The following is a 19,770-nucleotide window of genomic DNA, read 5'->3' as shown; positions in this document are numbered from 1 at the left end:
TCTTCAATTTAAGATTTTGTGACTCAACGAATACTGACTTCAAAACTACAAAAAGTAATTCTAAAGCTATTATCTTTCCAACAGAAAGATAATGAATTGACTGTGCCAAATACCTTCTTTCTACAAGAGAAAGTAGTTATTCGTATTGGTCACTCAGTTCATTGAAACCAAATTTGATTCCGAGGAATCTGTTTTACTTCTCTTTAAAAAAGGGAAGATAAAACGTTTTGATATTCATCAACGAGTGCCCACACAGATTGATAGGTTTAAATTGTTAAAGAACTTCTCTTCGTTGTGACTTACATCACTTCGGAAGAGGCGGCCATTCTAGCGATTTAATTCTCAGTGTCAAACACTTATTTGGAATTAATTCCTACTTTCTAAAAGTAGAAGCGAATCATCGCTTAAAGCTAGTTGCCTTACTAACATTTCTCGCTGAAGCCTTGTGGCGTCTGCCGTGTCAGTGAGGCGGCATTATAGAGATGCCGCTCATATTGGCAAGCAATAAATGCGTTTTTTATTAAAAAAAGAGGTTAAGCGAAGACATTTCAACCAAGGGCTTATTTATACCACTTTCACCCCAAGTTTCGAACAAATTACCCACAACGACCTGTGGATAACTACTCTCCACTATCAAAAAAGTAAGATAAACGAGCCCTAGGGTTTAGATACTCTCGAACTTGTTCAGGTAATTTGCTTGGATGAACGGCATTAACGATTTTGATCTCTTTAATAAAGAGGTCAATGATCGGAGCTTGGGTTCTTGGCACGCTAGGATCATAGATAAGTACATTTGGATAAAGCATATGTTTAGCGTTAACGGATATCACAATCCCAATCGAGTCATTTGAAAGCTGTACTACAGTTCCTGGTGGATAGACTCCCATGAACTTAACTAACAGCCCCAAGTTATCTTGGCTATATAGATGCTTGCAGCTCTTATATAGGTGGGACAGTGCCAAATACGGGATCATTTGTTGAGATTGCGTTTTACCATGGCAAAGGTTATCAAATGCATTAGCCACGGCGACTATCTTGGCAAATTCATCAATCTCATGTTCTTTTAAGCCCTCGGGGTAGCCAGAACCATCATTCATCTCATGATGTTGAGCGATCACCTTTTTAGCACTTTCAGGAAAGTCATCAATTGCCGATACAATATCCGCACCGTATTTAGTATGAAGCTTCAGGTAGTTCTCTTCTGGCACCGTTAGTGCACTCTGCTTTCTTAGTATCGCGACTGGTATTTTGATCTTGCCTACATCGTGAAACAACGCTGCGAATGAGAGGTCTTTCAATTGCTGTGTGTTATAGCCTTTGGCCTTTCCTATCATCAGTGCAACAACCGAAACATTTAGAGTATGAAAGTAAATATCTTCGAAATCTGCTTTAGCATTCATAAGGTGCAAGGTGACGTTATCATCGCTCACTAGAGTTTCAACGATATCATCAACAAGAGCCTTAACCTCCCCTACCGCATCTAAAGGTCTGTTACGGATCTTGGTCATCACAGATCGCATTCGAGCAAGCGAACGTTCAAACTCTCTCTCACAATGACTCACCCTGCGGCGGTAAGAGCTAAGGGTTTCGATACGCTCATGCTTATCTTTCCACATTCTTTCCGTTTCAAGGCTTACCTGTGAATCAATATCGACTTCTTGTTCACCTACGTGATTAACAGGTAAAGGTGAGGTATCACTTTGACTCAGGTTTATATAGACGTGCTTAATCCCAAGATGTCGAATTACTTTTACTTGAGCGTCATCTTTGATTTTAAAGCTGTTGAATAAAAATGGGTGTTCATTCCATTTTACGGGGAGTCGTATATGCAGACCGGGCTGAATGCGATCTACGGTAATCTTTATGCTGCCCATTTTTATATATAATATTGATGATTAATCTCTATTTATAATTCTAATAAAACCAAGCAGCAATTTCACTATCCAATTTCACAGGCTCAACTTAAAGAGTCGCAGTGCACCATCCAGCGTATACCGAATTTATCTTCTACTTTGCCAAATCGAGCCCCCCAAAAAGTATCTGCGAGTGGAGTCATTATCCGCCCTCCCTTCTTGAGCTTTTCAAAGATTTGTTCTTGAGTCGCGCTATCTTCAGTCACAAGAGAGAGAGCGAGATTGTTGCCTTCAAGTTCTTTTGCCTTAACACCATCAGACATCATCAGCTTCATACCAAACGCTTCGAACTCAGCATGCATAACCCAATCAGGTTGAGCGCCCTCGATTACCTGTGGTGCATCACTAAAAAGCTGCTTAGATAAAACCACACCACCAAAGCACTTGTGATAAAAATCCAACGCTTCATTACAACGACCATCAAAAAACAAGTAAGGGGTTACTGTCAGCATATCTATCTCCTCTGTTAGTCCTTTAAACATAGACAATAGAAAAGAGAATGACAGGTAACATCATGATTTAAGATAATTAATTCATTATCAGATCGAATAGCGAAGGGAAATTATGAGATTTAGGAGTGAAACATCAAGATCTGTCTGATTGAAGAGCAACTGCAACGACACGCCGGATTTCAAATTCACATACGTCCAAAACATAGAAAGGTCGCTATAAAAGCGACCTTTCTATGTTTGGTACCGATAGGCGGACTGATTGGACAGGCATTCTTGCCGCCACCGTGAAGGCAATGCTTCCTATACCCCACAACAAAGCCCCGATTTTCATCTAGGCTTTGTCATTTAAATATGGTGCCGGTAGGTGACTTGACTGGGCTTGCATCCAAGCCGACACGCTGGATTTAAAATTCACAAACGCCCAAAGCGACCTTTCTATGTTTGGTACCGGTAGGCGGACTGATTGGACAGGCATTCCTGCCGCCACCGCGAAGGCAACGCTTCCTATATCCCAGATACAACAAAGCCCCGACTTTCGTCGAGGCTTTGTCATTTAAATATGGTACCGGTAGGCGGACTTGAACCGCCACGCCCGAAGGCAACGGATTTTGAATCCGTCGTGTATACCAATTTCACCATACCGGCATTATCTTGGGGCATTGCCCTTTCGATGTTTGGCATTATACGTATGCGAACTGATGTGGCAAGTATAAAAACTTGAATTCATGTGTGTTTGCCGATAATTTCGCCACTAAGTCATAAGCTGTGCGTCATGTCTCTTTTCAGGCTAAGCCTTAAACTATATTCTGACGCCTCAATTTTTAAAGAAGTAATAACACATGACATCAACAAACACTCTGCCACCAGCAGGAGTCATGCGCCGATATGGTGCCTTGTTCTACGACGCTCTGATCGTAATCGCTATTGAAATGTTGGCGGCTGGCGTCATTGTCGCTCTACTGCACGCGCTCATGGCTCTCGGCATTTTTAACCACAGCGGTTATGCCGATGTTAGTGACTTCTTAACCAACCATCCGATTTGGAGCCCTGCATATACCTTTTACTTAGTCGCCGTTTGGGTATATTTCTTCGTGTTCTTCTGGACTAGAGCTGGTCAAACTCTCGGCATGAGAGCTTGGAAGCTGCGCGTTCAAAACAAAGATGGCTCAGCGATCACAGTAACTCAGGCGCTGATTCGTTTAGGTACTTCAGGTTTTGGATTGGCAAACCTATGTGTTCCATTCGATCCAAAAAAGCGTGGCTTTCACGATATCTGGGCAAAGACCGAAGTCGTTGTGTTACCACAAGCACGATAATGTGATTTAAGTTAGCTCCAATCAAGATCAAAAAAGGAAGGCGTTATGCCTTCCTTTTTACTATTTACAGTTTCCGCCTCAAGAGCATGATGGCAATTCCAAGGAACACCACGCTCGGGGCTATTGCGCCAAAGGCGGGTGGTATTTGATAAACCAAACTCACTGGGCCAAAGAACTCACTGGATATATAGAAGGTAAAGCCAGCAATAACACCTGACAAAATCCTCGCACCCATGGTCACACTACGCAAAGGACCAAAGATAAACGACAGTGCCATCAACATCATAACCGCGATCGAAATTGGCTGGGTTATCTTTCTCCACAGCGCCAATTCATAGCGTGATGCATCTTGCTCTGACGCCTTCAGATAAGAAACATAATCATACAACCCACTTAACGATAGCTCTTCTGGTTTAACCGTTACTATCGCCAACTTATCTGGAGCTAATGACGTTTCCCAAGAGTAAGTCGGTAAACTTTCTTTAGTAATTTGAAGTTCGTTTTCAAAAGACGTGATCTCTACATCCTTCATCGTCCACACGTTGTCTCCAACGTAATCAACTTCGTCAGAATAAATAGCGGTTTTAAGTGCCTTGTTTTCATCAAAGCGCCACATGTTCATTCCATATAGCTTCTGGTCATCGATTTTGACAATGAAGATGAAGTCATTGGCATCACGAGCCCAGACACCACTTTGCGTCGAAATAATATTACCACCAGCAATCGAGATAGTTCTTAAATCACGAGCCATTTTCTGCGCTTGCGGTGCTCCCCATTGACCAAGCAATGTCACCACGATCATCAGTGGAATAGCTGTTTTAAGTACTGATAGGCCGATATCTAACTTAGAGAAACCAGCTGCCTGCATAACGACAAGCTCAGAACTTGCAGCAAGCATACCAAGCCCTATCAATGCGCCAAGCAATGCAGCCATTGGAAAGAACATTTCGATATCACGAGGGATACTCAATAAAACGAAATACAGCGCTTGTAATAGATCGTATGTACCACGGCCAACTTTTCTTAGCTGTTCTACATATTTGATGATCCCAGAGAGACCAACAAACGTCACCAATACCAGTGACGTCGTTGCGATGATGGTTCTGCCTATATATAAATCGAGAATCTTAAACACGGCTTAAGCCAACCTCTTATTCTTGAATTTTTCTTTCAAACGCCTTACTGGCACGCTATCCATAAAGTTGGCACCAATCGCAACAAATAACAATAACGCATTGATTGGCCACATGCCGATTACCGCAGGAATGCTCCCCTCTTCGATTGAAGACTTGGTTGCACTGATTGCTAAGAAATAGGTGAGATAAATCAGTATTGCTGGGCCGATTTTCGCAAAACGACCTTGTCGAGGGTTTACCGCAGACAGTGGCACGACAAGCATGGTCAACAATGGAATACAAAGTACCAAAGAAATACGCCACTGCAACTCTGCTTTCGCACTATTATTTGAGTTACCAATCAGTTCAAGCGTAGGGATCGCTTCCCAGTCTCGACCTTTCTTCTCAACTTCACGCTGACCAATCAGGCCTTCGTATTCTTCAAAGTGCGTCACCCTGTAGTCGAGGCGAGTCGGAATGCCTTCATGACGAGTACCATCGTACATTACGATCACTTGGCGACCATCACTGAGCTCTTTTACATCACCTGACTTCGAGAACATCACACTTGGCAGTACAGAATCACGCGGACGCATTTGAGCTACGAACACGTTTTCTAACTTATTACCGTCGATATCATCAATAAACACGACAGAAGAGCCATCCGGCGTACCTTCAAACTTACCTTTTGGTAGCAAATCAACGCTGTTCTCTGCAGCTACTTCTTCATACATTTGTTCAACTTTGTCTTGTGACCAAGGAGATAACCAAAATGAGTTAAAGGCTGCAACAGATGCCGTAATTAAAGCGAGGTAAAGCGCAGATTGGATCAGGAATTTATTACCGATACCGGTGGCGTTCATGACCACTATTTCACTTTCAGCGTAAAGGCGGCCAAAAGTAAGCAAAATACCAATATAGATACTGAGTGGAAGCATCAATAGGCCCATCGCTGGCATATTTAAGCCAACAATCGACAATATAAGACTCGCAGGGATATCACCATCAGAGGCATCCGCTAAAACACTGATGAATTTTTGGCTGAGAAACACGAGAAAGAGAACAAAAAAGATCGCAAATTGGCTCTTGATTGTCTCGCGGATCAAATATCTAACAATAATCACGCTCAAATTACCTATACAAAACTTGTTTTTTTGATTGAATCACTATAATTTCCCGTTGAACCTTTTATTTTTTTAAATTTTTAGCTAAGTGTTAGCGTTCTTCTTTAAGGTTAGTTCCATTATAGGATCCAACAAGTAAGAACCCATTATCTAACATTTAGTTCGATTTGTCTTCAGGATGTAGGAGTACGCATGGAGTTCAGTGTAAAAAGTGGCAGCCCAGAGAAACAGCGCAGCGCATGTATCGTTGTCGGTGTATTCGAACCGCGCCGCCTTTCTCCAGTAGCCGAGCAATTAGATAAGATTAGCGATGGCTACATTAGTTCACTGCTTCGTCGCGGTGATCTAGAGGGTAAACCTGGCCAGATGCTACTACTGCATCAAGTACCTGGTGTACTTTCAGAACGTGTTCTACTGGTAGGCTGTGGTAAAGAACGTGAGCTAGGCGAGCGTCAATACAAAGAAATTATCCAAAAAACCATCAGTACACTAAACGAAACAGGTTCTATGGAAGCTGTATGTTTCCTTACAGAACTTCACGTTAAAGGTCGCGACACTTATTGGAAAGTTCGCCAAGCGGTAGAAGCGACTAAAGATGGTCTTTACACATTTGACCAATTCAAGAGCAACAAGCCAGAGACTCGTCGCCCACTACGTAAATTGGTATTCAATGTACCAACACGTCGCGAATTGAGCCTGGGTGAGAAAGCAATCTCTCACGGCCTTGCTATTGCTTCAGGTGTAAAAGCGTCTAAAGATCTAGGCAACATGCCACCAAACATCGCAAACCCTGCTTACCTTGCTTCTCAAGCTCGTCGTTTAGCCGACGATTACGAGACAGTGAAGACTAAGATCATTGGCGAAGAAGAGATGGAAAAACTGGGTATGACATCATACCTAGCAGTTGGCCGTGGCTCTAAAAATGAATCGATGATGTCTATCATGGAATACAAAGGCGCTCCGGATCCAGATGCGAAGCCGATTGTATTAGTAGGTAAAGGTCTGACTTTCGATTCAGGCGGTATCTCGCTTAAGCCTGGTGAAGGCATGGATGAGATGAAGTACGACATGTGTGGTGCGGCGTCTGTATTCGGTACAATGAAAGCACTGGCTAAGCTGAACCTGCCTATTAACGTGGTTGGTATCCTAGCCGGTTGTGAAAACATGCCGGGCAGCAATGCTTACCGTCCAGGTGATATCCTAACGACAATGTCAGGCCAAACGGTTGAAGTACTCAACACTGATGCTGAAGGTCGCTTGGTTCTATGTGATGCTCTAACTTACGTTGAGCGTTTTGAACCTGACTGTGTTGTCGATGTTGCTACGCTAACTGGCGCATGTGTTATCGCTCTAGGTCACCACATCAGTGGCGTTCTATCGAACCACAACCCACTTTCTCACGAACTTGTTAATGCTTCAGAGCAAGCAAGTGACCGTGCATGGCGTCTACCAATGGCAGACGAGTACCATGAGCAGCTAAACAGCCCATTCGCTGATATGGCGAACATCGGTGGCCGTCCTGGCGGCACAATCACTGCTGGTTGTTTCCTGTCTAAATTCACTAAGAAGTACCACTGGGCACACATCGACAGTGCTGGTACAGCTTGGAAGTCAGGCGCAGCGAAAGGCTCGACAGGTCGTCCTGTCTCAATGCTAGTCCAATTCTTATTGAACCGCAGCGGCCAAGAGACTGAAGAGCAATCTTCAAAATAATAAAAAGGGCCTACGGGCCCTTTTTTAATAAGCGCTATTTGTTAGACCCTGTTAACCAAGTAACATTGATATCCACGATTTTCAGTTCGAGTATTAAGTATGCAGACAGCTACATTTTACATTGTGCCTTCAGACAGCCCGCAAGCCAGCGAAGATGGTTTTGCTCACTATGTGCTGTTTCTTGCTCAGCACTTTGCAAAACAAGGCGCTAAACTTTATCTCAACTGTAATGACAAAGAGCATGCCGAGCGTATTGCTGAAGTTTTCTGGCAAGTCGAACCCTGTGATTTTATTGCGCACAACTTGGTTGGCGAAGGCCCGAAGTATTCAACCAACATCGAAATTGGCTATCAAGGCGTAAAACATAATTGGAATCGTCAGCTAGTAATTAATCTGGCCGATAATCATACAACCTTTGCGAACGCCTTTGCTCAGGTGATAGACTTCGTCCCTTGCGAAGAAAAAGCTAAGCAACTCGCTCGAGAAAGGTATAAAATTTACCGTCAAGCTAGATATCAGCTACAAACTATCGAGATTCAACATCCATAGTCAAACCTCATAGTTAAAGCTATCTTTGGATTTAGATTCAAGAAGCTTCACTTATGAAGTTTGACCACGATTAACCATTCACAGTATCCGTTTAAGAGCACTATGGAAAAGACATACAACCCAACATCAATCGAACAAGCTCTGTATAAGACTTGGGAAGAGAAAGGCTACTTTAAGCCACACGGTGACACATCAAAAGAAGCTTACAGCATCATGATCCCGCCACCGAACGTCACTGGCAGCCTACACATGGGTCACGCGTTCCAAGATACGATCATGGATACGCTTATCCGTGCTCAACGTATGAAAGGCAAAAACACGCTTTGGCAAGTGGGTACTGACCACGCTGGTATCGCAACTCAAATGGTTGTTGAGCGTAAGATTGCTGCCGAAGAAGGCAAAACAAAACACGACTACGGCCGTGAAGCTTTCATCGACAAGATCTGGGAATGGAAAGGCGAATCAGGTGGCACGATCACTCAACAACTTCGTCGTCTTGGTGCATCTGTAGATTGGGATCGTGAACGATTCACTATGGATGACGGCCTATCGGCTGCGACTCAAGAAGTGTTTGTTCGTCTATACGAAGAAGACCTAATCTACCGTGGTAAACGTCTAGTAAACTGGGATCCTAAACTGCACACTGCAATCTCGGATCTTGAAGTTGAAAACAAAGACAAAAAAGGTTTCATGTGGCACTTCCGCTACCCGCTAGCGAACGGTGTTAAAACGGCAGATGGTAAAGACTACATCGTTGTTGCGACTACTCGTCCTGAAACCATGCTTGGCGATACTGGTGTTGCTGTTAACCCAGAAGATCCTCGTTACAAAGATCTTATCGGCAAAGAAATCCTACTTCCTGTTGTAAACCGTCTTATCCCTATCGTAGGCGATGAGCACGCAGACATGGAAAAAGGCACGGGTTGTGTGAAGATCACTCCAGCTCATGACTTTAACGATTACGAAGTGGGTAAGCGCAACAACCTACCGATGATCAACATCCTAACGTTCAATGCTGATATCCGTGATGCTGCTGAAGTCTTCACGACTAACGGCGAAGAAAGCGATGTTTACTCAACAGGTATCCCTGCTAAGTACCAAGGTATGGAGCGTTTTTCTGCACGTAAAGCTATCGTTGCTGAATTCGATGAGCTTGGTCTTCTTGAAGAGATCAAAGATCACGACCTGACTGTCCCTTACGGCGACCGTGGTGGCGTGGTTATCGAACCAATGCTGACTGACCAATGGTACGTGCGCACAGCACCTCTTGCAGAACCTGCAGTTAAAGCGGTTGAAGATGGTCAAATCCAATTCGTACCTAAGCAGTACGAAAACATGTACTTCGCGTGGATGCGTGACGTGCAAGACTGGTGTATCTCTCGTCAACTTTGGTGGGGCCACCGTATCCCAGCATGGTACGACAACGATGGTAAAGTTTACGTAGGTCGCACTGAAGAAGAAGTTCGTGAAAAGAACAACCTAGCGCCTGTTGTTGTGCTTAAGCAAGACGACGACGTACTGGATACTTGGTTCTCTTCTGCACTTTGGACGTTCGGCACACAAGGCTGGCCTGAAGATACTGAAGCACTGAAAACATTCCACCCATCTGAAGTACTAGTATCTGGTTTTGATATTATCTTCTTCTGGGTTGCTCGTATGATCATGATGACCATGCACTTCGTGAAAGACGAAGATGGCAAGGCTCAAGTACCTTTCAAAACTGTTTACATGACAGGTCTTATCCGTGATGAAAACGGCGATAAGATGTCTAAGTCGAAAGGTAACGTACTTGACCCAATCGACATGATTGACGGCATCGGCCTTGAAGAGCTAGTAGAGAAGCGTTGTGGCAACATGATGCAACCTAAACTGGCTGCTAAGATCGAAAAGAACACACGTAAAACATTCGAAAACGGTATCGAACCCTACGGTACTGACGCACTGCGTTTCACTCTTGCTGCTATGGCTTCAACTGGCCGTGACATCAACTGGGACATGAAGCGTCTTGAAGGTTACCGTAACTTCTGTAACAAGCTATGGAACGCAAGCCGTTACGTACTGATGAACACAGAAGAGCACGACTGTGGCATGTCACTGTCTGTAGAAGACCGTGCAAACATGGAATTCTCTCTAGCCGATAAGTGGATTGAGTCTCAGTTTGAAGTTGCAGCGAAAGAGTTTAATGCTCACCTAGACAACTACCGTCTAGACATGGCAGCAAACACGCTTTACGAATTCATCTGGAACCAATTCTGTGACTGGTACTTAGAGCTAACTAAACCTGTTCTTTGGAAAGGTACTGAAGCTCAACAACAAGCGACTCGTTACACGCTTATCACGGTTCTTGAGAAGACTCTGCGTCTTGCTCACCCTGTTCTTCCTTACATCACTGAATCTATCTGGCAGAGCGTTAAGCCGCTAGTAGACGGCGTTGAAGGCGAGACAATCATGACTCAAGCGCTTCCTCAGTTTAATGAAGCTAACTTCAATGCTGAGATCGTTGACGACATCGAATGGGTTAAGACTTTCATCACTGCTATCCGTAACCTACGTGCGGAATACGACATTGCACCAAGCCAAGGCTTAGAAGTAATGATCAAGGTTGCTGATGAGAAAGATGCCGCTCGTATCGAAGCGAACAAGATCGTTCTTACTTCTCTAGCTAAGCTAGACGATATTAAAGTTCTAGCTGATGGTGAAGAGACTCCTGCTTGTGCAACTAAACTGGTTGGCAAATCTGAGTTGATGATCCCAATGGCGGGTCTTATCGACAAAGATGCAGAGCTTGCTCGTCTAGATAAAGAAGTCGCTAAGACTCACGGCGAGATTAAACGTATCGAAGGTAAGCTAGGTAACGAAGGTTTCGTTGCTAAAGCACCAGAAGCAGTTATCGCGAAAGAGCGTGAAAAGCTTGAAGGCTACAAGGAAACTCTTGTTAAGCTTGAAGAGCAAAAAGCGACAATCGCTGCGCTTTAAAACCGAGTGAACGAGAAGGCTTCAAACTTCTCGGTCTAAATAGAAAGGTTGGTCTTGGTGACCAGCCTTTTTTTATGTCCCTGATTCCAATATTCCAATGCTTCTCACTCTAGCCGCACTGATTGATAGGTTTCATCTATCAAATTAATCTCTACTTCCCATTATACTTAATGATAATAATTCTCAATAATAGAGCTATCAAAACAACACAACGACTGAGTAATTATCATGAAAAAGACACTAACCTTTGCTGCATTACATTTTACTATCGCATTTAGTGTCGCTTATGTACTAACAGGCGACATCTTAATTGGTAGCTTAATCGCTATGATTGAGCCCTCTGTGAATACTGTTGCCTTCTATTTTCATGAAAAGGCGTGGGCTCAAGTTCCAGCTCTTAAAGCTCGCCAGTGGATGACCAAATTAAAAACAGCAAGCTTTGCTACCATCCACTTTAGTGTTGCCTTTACCGTTGTCTACTTGTTGACTGGAGATGCTTTCATAGGCGGCGTGATGGCTTTGCTAGAGCCAACTTTAAATACCGTTGCTTACTACTTCCACGAGAAAGTCTGGTTACGTAAATCAGGCGACCAAATGGCACAACAACAATTCTGTTTGCACCAACATGCTTAGTCACCATATATTGGGTCACATATTAGTGACCCTTTCATAGGCAGATCATGGAACAAATTGCTGAGTTCACCCTTAGACCCATTACACCGCAAGACAACCCAAGCATCGCACAAATCATTCGCCAAGTTTCGGCTGAGCATGGACTCACAGAAGATAAAGGTTATGGCGTAGCCGACCCAACACTCGATGATATGTACTCTGTCTATAGCCAAGCGAATGCAATGTACTGGGTTATCGAACACAACGGAAAGATCGTCGGAGGCGGTGGCTTTGCCCCTCTAGCAGGTAAACCCAATGTGTGTGAGCTACAAAAGATGTACTTCTTACCGCAAACTCGAGGGCATGGCCTAGCCAAGCGAATTGTCGCTTTGAGCTTAAAGCAAGCCAAGCAACTTGGGTATCAACACATGTATTTAGAAACGACGAAGTGCTTGGGTGCTGCGGTCAAACTCTATGAGAAGCTTGGGTTTGAGCATCTTGAGTCAGCTTGGGGAGAAACAGGCCACGACGCTTGTGAGGTTGTCATGGCCAAGTCGTTATAAGCAGAATGCGCCGCTATAGCGAAAGAAGATAACGCTAATATATACGGAGTTAACGTAGAAAGTTACTGACGCAAGAAGTTGGGTTCAAGGCAACAAAAGAACTCTCTTCTTGCCCATCAAGTACCACTTCTAATGGGTATAGATACTTGGGGTTAGGATTCTCAATATCAAAAATGATAGGAGCTTCGACCTGGAACACGACGCCAGTATGTTCAGCGCGTACATCAATCGGCATCACGAGAGTCATACCATTAAACTTGATGGATGCCGATACTAACCCCGCCTTTAGCGTTTGATAGATAACATCCACTTTAAACTCACAGCCACCACCGTGGTGCCAGATCTGCTCTGTGACAACTTGCTCTAGCTTGACGTTTCGAACGAACTGCAGGTATGGCGCTTGCCAAATCCCGATGCGTGAATCAGATTTAGCGATAGCCTGTGAAGATACAGAGTCATCCATGTCTTCTTCAAGCAATAGGCTCTCCTCTTCTTCAAGGAAAAGGATCTCGAAACGGTTTCGGCCGGACTGCATATAAGGACGGATATCTTTACGGTATTCAGCTTGGCTACCATCACAATCAAAAACAGCCACACCATTAAGTCGAACTTCAGCAAAATAATCGACTCCAGCCATCACTAACTCAACAAATGGACACGCTAACATAGCGTCATCCACTTCGATGTCGTGCATCAGGTGCCACTCTTGCTCTGCAATTTGACTTTCACTCAAGCTATCAGGGAGCTTTGAGCTTAACGGAGCCGGAAAGGTGATGTCATCTTGTGGGATAGAGAGATCCGTCAGTGGCGAAATTTGCCAAAGACCATCGAGAAGCAACCGCATATCATTCCTTGAGCTAGATCAATTTTGACCGCATTATAATGAATGAATGCATATAAAGACATTTATTTTTCTGAGGGTAAAAAAATGCCAGCTCGAGGCTGGCATTTTTTAAAATTGGGAAAGAATTACTCTTCGCCTTCATCATCTTCGTCTGGGTAGATAGCATCTTCACCTTCGTAGTAAGTGCCCCAGCCGTCGTAGATAATGTCAAACTTCTCTGCAAGGTTTACAAGCTTCTCAACTTGCTCATCAATCGCTTCTGCATTCAGAGTGCATTGCATCGTTGCATCACAACAAAGTAGCTTATTGCCATCTTCGTCTTCTGTCTCTTCAGCTTCAAGCACTTCAAAGCCCATTTTGAATGCTTCAACAACCGCTTTCTCAAGCACATCGAAATCTTCAGCAAATAGGTGATGCTCGATATCGTATAGAGCTTCAGGATCGCTACCATCTTCAATTAATGCTGTAATGATGTCGCGAGTCTCTTCCTTTTGAAATTCAATTAATTCCGCTACTGATAGATATTCATCTTCGTGAGACATGTGTCTGCTCCAGAGTGTTGACTATGAAAAGATCAAATTTGATTGCCACGAAATATGGCACGGATCGTCCAGAAAAGCCACCCAGATCAGGCCTAGAAAGGTAAGTTTATCGCGAGATCGCAGCGCCAATATCAATTCAAAAGTGAAATCAAAATCACAGAAACAAATTTTCAACATTTTATTAACTACGCCGTATTTTAGCATTTCGTTTTTGTGGCCACTTTAGGGCTTATTGAATAAAACTTGCGTGATTAGTCACGTTAGGTGCATACGCTAAACCGCTTTTGGGGTGCATAAATCCTCAGCTTGTTATCAAAAAGTGCATAATAGTGAATAAAAAATCACGATTAATAAGCAAAATTCAATTTTAACAAGCCACGAATTGAGCATAGATCCTCAAAAACGTTGTTCCGCTCGATAGCCAGTTAGTTGGAATTTAATCTGTATAAACTTAAAAATCACAGGTTTTATGACCAATTATTACCCAAATACCTTGTATTAACTCAATCTACAAAACTTGCATATTACGGACAAGCTTGTCATAAATAGACGCTGGATTAATAGTAAGGATGCAAAATGAGTAAGCTGTACGTTGGCTCCGAAGTCGGTCAATTGAGACGAGTTCTCCTAAATAGACCTGAAAGAGCACTCACCCACCTCACCCCTTCAAACTGTCATGAGCTTCTATTTGATGATGTACTTGCCGTTGAAGCCGCTGGTGAAGAACATGATGCCTTTGCAGAAACGCTGCGCAGCCAAGACGTAGAAGTACTACTGCTGCATGACCTGCTAGTAGAAACGCTTGCCGTATCTCAGGCTCGTGAGTGGTTGCTGAATACTCAAATCTCAGATTTCCGTTATGGGCCGACTTTCGCCCGTGACTTAAGAAACTACCTTGCTCAAATGGATAATGAGCATCTAGCAACGATCTTACTCGGTGGCTTGGCCTACTCTGAGCTTCCTATCAAATCATCATCGATGCTGCCTAAAATGCATCGACCACTCGATTTCGTTATCGAGCCACTGCCTAACCACCTATTTACGCGAGATACTTCTTGCTGGGTTTATGGCGGTGTATCGCTTAACCCGATGATGAAGCCTGCACGTCAACGTGAAACGAACCACCTGCGTGCTATCTACCGCTGGCACCCAGTGTTCGCAGGCCAAGATTTCATTAAGTACTTTGGTGATGAAGACCTTCACTACGACAACGCTAACATTGAAGGCGGTGACGTACTGGTTATCGGTAAAGGTGCGGTACTGGTTGGTATTTCAGAGCGTACTAAACCACAAGGTGTCGAAAACCTAGCGGCTAGCTTATTTAGATCAGGCCAAGCTACCGAAGTGATTGCGATCGATCTACCAAAACACCGCTCTTGTATGCACCTTGATACGGTGATGACACACATGGATATCGACACGTTCTCTGTCTATCCAGAGATCGTGCGTAAAGACCTAGACACTTGGCGCTTAACGCCAAAAGAAAATGGCGAAATGCGTGTCGAGAAAGCTGAAAACTACCTGTCAGCGATTGAAGGCGCGCTAGGCCTTGATCAACTGAAGATCATCACAACCGGCGGTGATAACTACGAAGCTGAGCGTGAACAGTGGAATGACGCAAACAACGTACTGACAGTGAAACCAGGTACCGTGATTGGTTATGAACGTAATGTTTACACCAATGAGAAATACGACAAAGCGGGTATCGAAGTTCTAACGATTCCTGGCAACGAGCTAGGCCGTGGTCGTGGCGGCGCGCGCTGTATGAGTTGCCCTATCGAAAGAGATGGTATCTAAGTCAAAGAGCTCAGTTAAACAGACTCAATAATCTTATCTAGGCCACTATTCATTTACTGGCCTTTTTTATCAAATTAATAAAATAAATATTCACAAATATAGCATTTTTATGTTTAACTAAGTTCTTCATTGATTCTATATACGCAAGGAGCGAGAGATGGCCTTTAATCTTCGCAATCGTAACTTTCTAAAACTTCTCGACTTTACTCCTAAAGAGATTCAGTTTTTACTCGACCTGTCTGCTGACCTAAAAAAAGCTAAGTATGCAGGCACTGAGCAGAAGAAACTCAACGGCAAAAACATTGCTTTGATCTTCGAGAAAGCATCAACTCGAACACGATGTGCGTTTGAAGTGGCCGCCTTTGATCAAGGTGCTCAAGTCTCTTACCTTGGCCCTTCTGGTTCTCAGATTGGTCAAAAAGAATCAATGAAAGATACGGCGCGTGTATTGGGACGCATGTACGATGGCATTGAATATCGTGGCTTTGGCCAAAGTATCGCTGAAGACTTAGGCGCTTATGCGGGCGTGCCGGTTTGGAATGGTTTAACCGATGAGTTCCACCCTACTCAGATCTTGGCTGATTTCCTCACTATGCTTGAGCATGGCCGCGGGAAGCATCTACACCAAATCAGCTTTGCTTATCTAGGCGATGCACGCAATAACATGGGTAACTCTCTGTTAGTCGGAGCCGCGAAGATGGGCATGGATATTCGCCTTGTCGCGCCAAAAGCCTTTTGGCCAGAAGAGCAGCTTGTTGAAGAGTGCCAAACCATTGCGCAAAACACTGGCGCAAAAATCACGTTAACTGAAGACGTTGCTGAAGGCGTGAAAGGTTGTGATTACCTATACACCGATGTTTGGGTTTCGATGGGCGAAGCCCCTGAAGCTTGGGACGAACGTGTGGCGGTAATGAAACCATACCAAGTGAATATGGATGTCATTAAGCTAACTGGTAACCCTCAAGTGAAGTTCATGCACTGCCTACCCGCTTTCCACAACAATGAAACTGTGATTGGTCAGCAAGTCTCTGACAAGTATGGAATGAACGGCTTGGAAGTGACTGACGAAGTGTTTGAATCTGACTACTCGATTGTATTTGATGAAGCTGAAAATCGCATGCACACCATCAAGGCGGTGATGGTCGCGACGCTTGGTCAATAGACAATAATGAAAGTAAACAAAAGCTTGATGTAATCGCTTGCGCTCACAAATTGAAAGCGTATAATTCTCGGCAATTTGTCTGAGAGTAGTGAAAATGACGCCAACCAATATTGTGATAACACATAGTAATATTGTGAAAACACCAAATATTGCTCGTAAGCTAAGATGCTTACCAGGCCGTCTATTCTGCTTTTCAGCACTTTTTTAAAGCCTCCCATTATGGGGGGCTTTTTTATGGCCAATACATTATTGTGGGGAAGAAGATCATGGCGAATTCGCTCTATCAAAAGCACATCATCTCAATTCCAGAGCTTTCTCGTGAAGAGCTAGAATTAATTGTTCAAACGGCAGGTCAGCTAAAGGCTGAGCCAAACCCAGAACTCATCAAGAACAAAGTTGTTGCCAGCTGCTTCTTCGAACCTTCTACGCGAACTCGTCTCTCTTTTGAAACTGCGATTCAACGCATCGGTGGTGATGTGATTGGTTTCGACAGTGGTGGTAACACTTCTTTGGCAAAGAAAGGCGAAACGCTAGCGGACTCGGTACAGGTTATCTCTTCATACGTTGACGCTTACGTGATGCGTCACCCTCAAGAAGGCGCAGCGCGTCTGGCTTCTGAGTTCTCAAACGGTGTTCCTGTTATTAACGCAGGTGACGGCGCAAACCAACACCCAACACAAACGTTATTAGACCTATTCTCTATAGCTGAGACACAAGGCCGCCTAGACAACCTCAACGTTGCATTCGTTGGTGACCTTAAGTACGGCCGTACGGTTCACTCGTTGACTCAAGCGCTAGCGAAGTTCGATAACATCTGTTTCTATTTCGTGGCACCTGAAGCACTGGCGATGCCAGACTACATTTGCGAAGAACTTGATGAAGCGGGTATCAAGTATCAACTGCTGACAGACATGGAAGATGTCATTCCAGAGCTTGATGTCTTGTACATGACTCGAGTTCAAAAAGAGCGCTTCGATGAATCGGAATACGCGCACATCAAATCAGCGTACATCCTGACTGCTCCGATGCTGGAAAATGCACGTGATAACCTAAAGGTTCTTCACCCTCTTCCTCGTGTTGATGAAATTACTGTCGATGTCGATAAAACACCTTACGCTTACTACTTCCAGCAAGCAGAGAACGGTGTTTACGCACGTGAAGCACTGCTAGCCCTTGTTCTTAACGAAACGCTGTAGAGGAGAGATATCATGTCTAAAGAGACTCAATTAAAAGTTGAAGCAATCAAGAACGGAACGGTTATCGACCATATCCCAGCCAATATCGGGATCAAGGTACTCAAACTGTTCGACATGCATAACTCAAATCAGCGAGTAACGATTGGCCTAAACCTGCCATCTTCTGCTCTAGGCGGCAAAGACTTACTCAAGATAGAGAATGTTTTTATCACTGAAGAACAGGCGAGCAAGTTAGCACTTTACGCACCTCACGCAACGGTAAACCAAATCGAAGATTACGAAGTGGTTAAGAAGCTACCACTAGAACTTCCTGAGCAAATCAACGATGTGTTTGAGTGTCCAAACACCAACTGTATTACTCACAATGAGCCCGTAGAAAGCAGCTTTAAGATCTTTGAAAAGAAAGAAGATATTCGATTGAAGTGTAAGTACTGCGAAAAAGTATTCTCTCGTGAGATCGTGACAGAAAGATAACGTCATACGGCAACGCCGATCGAACGCAAAAACTATTCAATACCTCGCCTGTGCGGGGTATTTTGCTCTTTACCTATCCTGAGTTTGAAGGCACACTAAAAATTGCTTTTTATCCAATAACTGACGGAATAACCAATGACTAAAGTACTTCACACAGAATCTGCTCCAGCTGCAATCGGCCCATACGTACAAGGCGTTGACCTTGGCAACATGGTACTGACTTCTGGTCAAATCCCAGTAAACCCAGCAACTGGTGAAGTATCTGCTGATATCGCAGAGCAAGCTCGCCAATCTCTAGACAACGTTCAAGCGGTTGTTGAAGCTTCAGGCCTGACTGTAAAAGACATCGTAAAACTAACGGTATTCGTTAAAGACCTAAACGACTTCGGCACAGTAAACGAAGTTTACGGTAAATTCTTCGATGAGCACGGCGTTGCAAACTACCCTGCACGTTCATGTGTTGAAGTAGCTCGTCTGCCAAAAGATGTAGGTATCGAGATCGAAGCTATTGCGGTTCGCAAATAGGTTTTAATCTTTAGATTAAACACCTTCTAATAAACGACTTAGCGTAATACTGGGTGTTTATTAGATACAAAAAAAGGTTGCCCAGTTGGCAACCTTTTTTATTGTTCATCGTTTCGCTTAGATAATTACTTTTTATTAAGCTCAACCACTTCTTTGTCTAACTCTTCAAGTTTCGCAGCCATCTGCTCACGAGCTAGGTTAGCCAGTTCACGAACATTAGACTTGTCGTAGCCTTCAGTGCTGATTGGTGGCAGCATTTCAACAATCACGTGACCATTGTTCCAACGGTTTAGCTTCACGCCACCGGTTGAGCTACACACGATAGGGATGATAGGCAAGCCAGCACCAATCGCAGCATGGAATGCACCTGTTTTGAATGGCAGCAGACCACGGCCACGAGAACGAGTGCCTTCAGGGAACATCCAAACTGAAACATCGCTCTCTTTTAGACTCGTCACGACCTGATCAATCGTACCTACCGCTTTGCTACGGTTAGCACGGTCAATTAGGATGTTACCCGTCAACCAATAAAGCTGACCAAATAGAGGCATCCACACTAGGCTTTTCTTACCAACAGTTACCACTTTTGGCGTTACCGCTGATGAAATCGTGAATAGATCCCAGCTGTTTTGGTGGTTCGCCACATAAACATGTTGGCCGCGAGAGTAGGCATCTTCTGGGATGCGAAGCTCTAACTTCATGCCGAAGATCTTCGACATGCGACCGAAATAACGGCCAAAGGTAAATACGTGTTTCGGGTTGCGTGGACTTAATAGGCAGTAACCACAACCAAATACAAACATAAGAATCGCAAATATCGCCACTGCGAAAATACGTAATATTGCTATCATTTTGTTCCTCACCGACCGCCAAGTTGATTCATCTATTCGCGCAAAA

The 19,770-nt window shown here is 44.0% G+C and carries 18 protein-coding genes and 1 tRNA gene; 11 read left to right on the top strand and 8 right to left on the bottom strand.

The genetic code is table 11. The features are described from left to right. Nucleotides 1-620 precede the first annotated feature (620 nt). From AB4167_RS11690 to AB4167_RS11680, 3 genes are all read right to left on the bottom strand, one after another. Nucleotides 621-1,874: an HD-GYP domain-containing protein gene (locus tag AB4167_RS11690; protein WP_017063746.1), complete on the bottom strand. Its 1,254-nt coding sequence runs from the start codon at nucleotides 1,872-1,874 to the stop codon at nucleotides 621-623. 83 nt (nucleotides 1,875-1,957) lie between these two features. Next, complete coding sequence (locus AB4167_RS11685; protein WP_017058940.1) at nucleotides 1,958-2,365, bottom strand: VOC family protein; 408 nt, start codon at nucleotides 2,363-2,365, stop codon at nucleotides 1,958-1,960. A gap of 560 nt (nucleotides 2,366-2,925) precedes the next feature. Further along, nucleotides 2,926-3,010, bottom strand: a tRNA-Leu gene (locus AB4167_RS11680). Nucleotides 3,011-3,204: 194 nt separating this feature from the next. Here AB4167_RS11680 and AB4167_RS11675 point away from each other — a divergent pair. Beyond that, entirely contained in the window at nucleotides 3,205-3,681 is a 477-nt protein-coding gene (locus AB4167_RS11675) for an RDD family protein (RefSeq protein ID WP_372136557.1), read from the top strand. Between the two features lie 64 nt (nucleotides 3,682-3,745). Here AB4167_RS11675 and lptG read toward each other — a convergent pair whose 3' ends face one another. Both lptG and lptF read right to left on the bottom strand, forming a co-directional pair. Next, nucleotides 3,746-4,816 (bottom strand): LPS export ABC transporter permease LptG, encoded by a 1,071-nt coding sequence (lptG, locus tag AB4167_RS11670; RefSeq protein WP_017058938.1) that lies wholly within the window; start codon nucleotides 4,814-4,816, stop codon nucleotides 3,746-3,748. A 3-nt stretch (nucleotides 4,817-4,819) separates the two neighbouring features. After that, nucleotides 4,820-5,920: an LPS export ABC transporter permease LptF gene (lptF, locus tag AB4167_RS11665; protein WP_017058937.1), complete on the bottom strand. Its 1,101-nt coding sequence runs from the start codon at nucleotides 5,918-5,920 to the stop codon at nucleotides 4,820-4,822. 192 nt (nucleotides 5,921-6,112) lie between these two features. On the opposite strand from lptF, the gene pepA reads away from it, so the two are divergent. The 5 genes from pepA (at nucleotide 6,113) to AB4167_RS11640 (ending at nucleotide 12,333) form a co-directional block, all read left to right on the top strand. After that, nucleotides 6,113-7,633 (top strand): leucyl aminopeptidase, encoded by a 1,521-nt coding sequence (gene pepA, locus AB4167_RS11660; RefSeq protein WP_017058936.1) that lies wholly within the window; start codon nucleotides 6,113-6,115, stop codon nucleotides 7,631-7,633. Nucleotides 7,634-7,732: 99 nt separating this feature from the next. After that, nucleotides 7,733-8,182 carry a DNA polymerase III subunit chi gene (locus AB4167_RS11655; protein WP_017066664.1) on the top strand — a complete coding sequence of 150 codons (450 nt, stop codon included), beginning with the start codon at nucleotides 7,733-7,735 and terminating at the stop codon, nucleotides 8,180-8,182. A gap of 102 nt (nucleotides 8,183-8,284) precedes the next feature. Continuing rightward, nucleotides 8,285-11,158 carry a valine--tRNA ligase gene (locus AB4167_RS11650; RefSeq protein ID WP_372136556.1) on the top strand — a complete coding sequence of 958 codons (2,874 nt, stop codon included), beginning with the start codon at nucleotides 8,285-8,287 and terminating at the stop codon, nucleotides 11,156-11,158. 228 nt (nucleotides 11,159-11,386) lie between these two features. Beyond that, nucleotides 11,387-11,791: a DUF2061 domain-containing protein gene (locus AB4167_RS11645; protein ID WP_017058933.1), complete on the top strand. Its 405-nt coding sequence runs from the start codon at nucleotides 11,387-11,389 to the stop codon at nucleotides 11,789-11,791. Nucleotides 11,792-11,838: 47 nt separating this feature from the next. Next, nucleotides 11,839-12,333 (top strand): GNAT family N-acetyltransferase, encoded by a 495-nt coding sequence (locus AB4167_RS11640; protein ID WP_017066666.1) that lies wholly within the window; start codon nucleotides 11,839-11,841, stop codon nucleotides 12,331-12,333. Nucleotides 12,334-12,382: 49 nt separating this feature from the next. On the opposite strand, the gene AB4167_RS11635 is transcribed toward AB4167_RS11640, so the two are convergent. Beyond that, nucleotides 12,383-13,177, bottom strand: coding sequence for a glycosyl hydrolase 2 galactose-binding domain-containing protein (locus AB4167_RS11635; protein WP_017058931.1), 795 nt, complete (start codon nucleotides 13,175-13,177; stop codon nucleotides 12,383-12,385). Nucleotides 13,178-13,302: 125 nt separating this feature from the next. Beyond that, nucleotides 13,303-13,719, bottom strand: coding sequence for a ribonuclease E inhibitor RraB (rraB, locus tag AB4167_RS11630; protein ID WP_017058930.1), 417 nt, complete (start codon nucleotides 13,717-13,719; stop codon nucleotides 13,303-13,305). A 576-nt stretch (nucleotides 13,720-14,295) separates the two neighbouring features. Here rraB and arcA point away from each other — a divergent pair. The 5 genes from arcA (at nucleotide 14,296) to AB4167_RS11605 (ending at nucleotide 18,873) form a co-directional block, all read left to right on the top strand. Further along, nucleotides 14,296-15,516 carry an arginine deiminase gene (gene arcA / locus AB4167_RS11625; protein WP_017058929.1) on the top strand — a complete coding sequence of 407 codons (1,221 nt, stop codon included), beginning with the start codon at nucleotides 14,296-14,298 and terminating at the stop codon, nucleotides 15,514-15,516. A gap of 157 nt (nucleotides 15,517-15,673) precedes the next feature. Continuing rightward, a complete protein-coding gene (locus AB4167_RS11620; RefSeq protein WP_372136555.1) occupies nucleotides 15,674-16,678 on the top strand; it encodes an ornithine carbamoyltransferase in 1,005 nt (334 codons plus the stop codon). 266 nt (nucleotides 16,679-16,944) lie between these two features. Further along, complete coding sequence (gene pyrB, locus AB4167_RS11615) at nucleotides 16,945-17,874, top strand: aspartate carbamoyltransferase (RefSeq protein ID WP_004735321.1); 930 nt, start codon at nucleotides 16,945-16,947, stop codon at nucleotides 17,872-17,874. 12 nt (nucleotides 17,875-17,886) lie between these two features. After that, entirely contained in the window at nucleotides 17,887-18,348 is a 462-nt protein-coding gene (gene pyrI, locus AB4167_RS11610; RefSeq protein WP_004735320.1) for an aspartate carbamoyltransferase regulatory subunit, read from the top strand. Nucleotides 18,349-18,483: 135 nt separating this feature from the next. Beyond that, nucleotides 18,484-18,873 carry a RidA family protein gene (locus AB4167_RS11605; protein ID WP_004735319.1) on the top strand — a complete coding sequence of 130 codons (390 nt, stop codon included), beginning with the start codon at nucleotides 18,484-18,486 and terminating at the stop codon, nucleotides 18,871-18,873. A 125-nt stretch (nucleotides 18,874-18,998) separates the two neighbouring features. Here AB4167_RS11605 and AB4167_RS11600 read toward each other — a convergent pair whose 3' ends face one another. After that, the gene (locus AB4167_RS11600) at nucleotides 18,999-19,724 is read right to left on the bottom strand and encodes a 1-acylglycerol-3-phosphate O-acyltransferase (protein WP_017058926.1); all 726 of its coding nucleotides are present in this window, start codon (nucleotides 19,722-19,724) and stop codon (nucleotides 18,999-19,001) included. Nucleotides 19,725-19,770: the final 46 nt, after the last annotated feature.

This window comes from Vibrio sp. 10N.286.49.E11 (assembly GCF_041469505.1).
GTDB classification, from domain to species: Bacteria; Pseudomonadota; Gammaproteobacteria; order Enterobacterales; family Vibrionaceae; genus Vibrio; species Vibrio crassostreae_C.
Note: the sequence above shows the minus strand (reverse complement) of the source record. Positions and strands in the feature narration are given on the sequence as shown.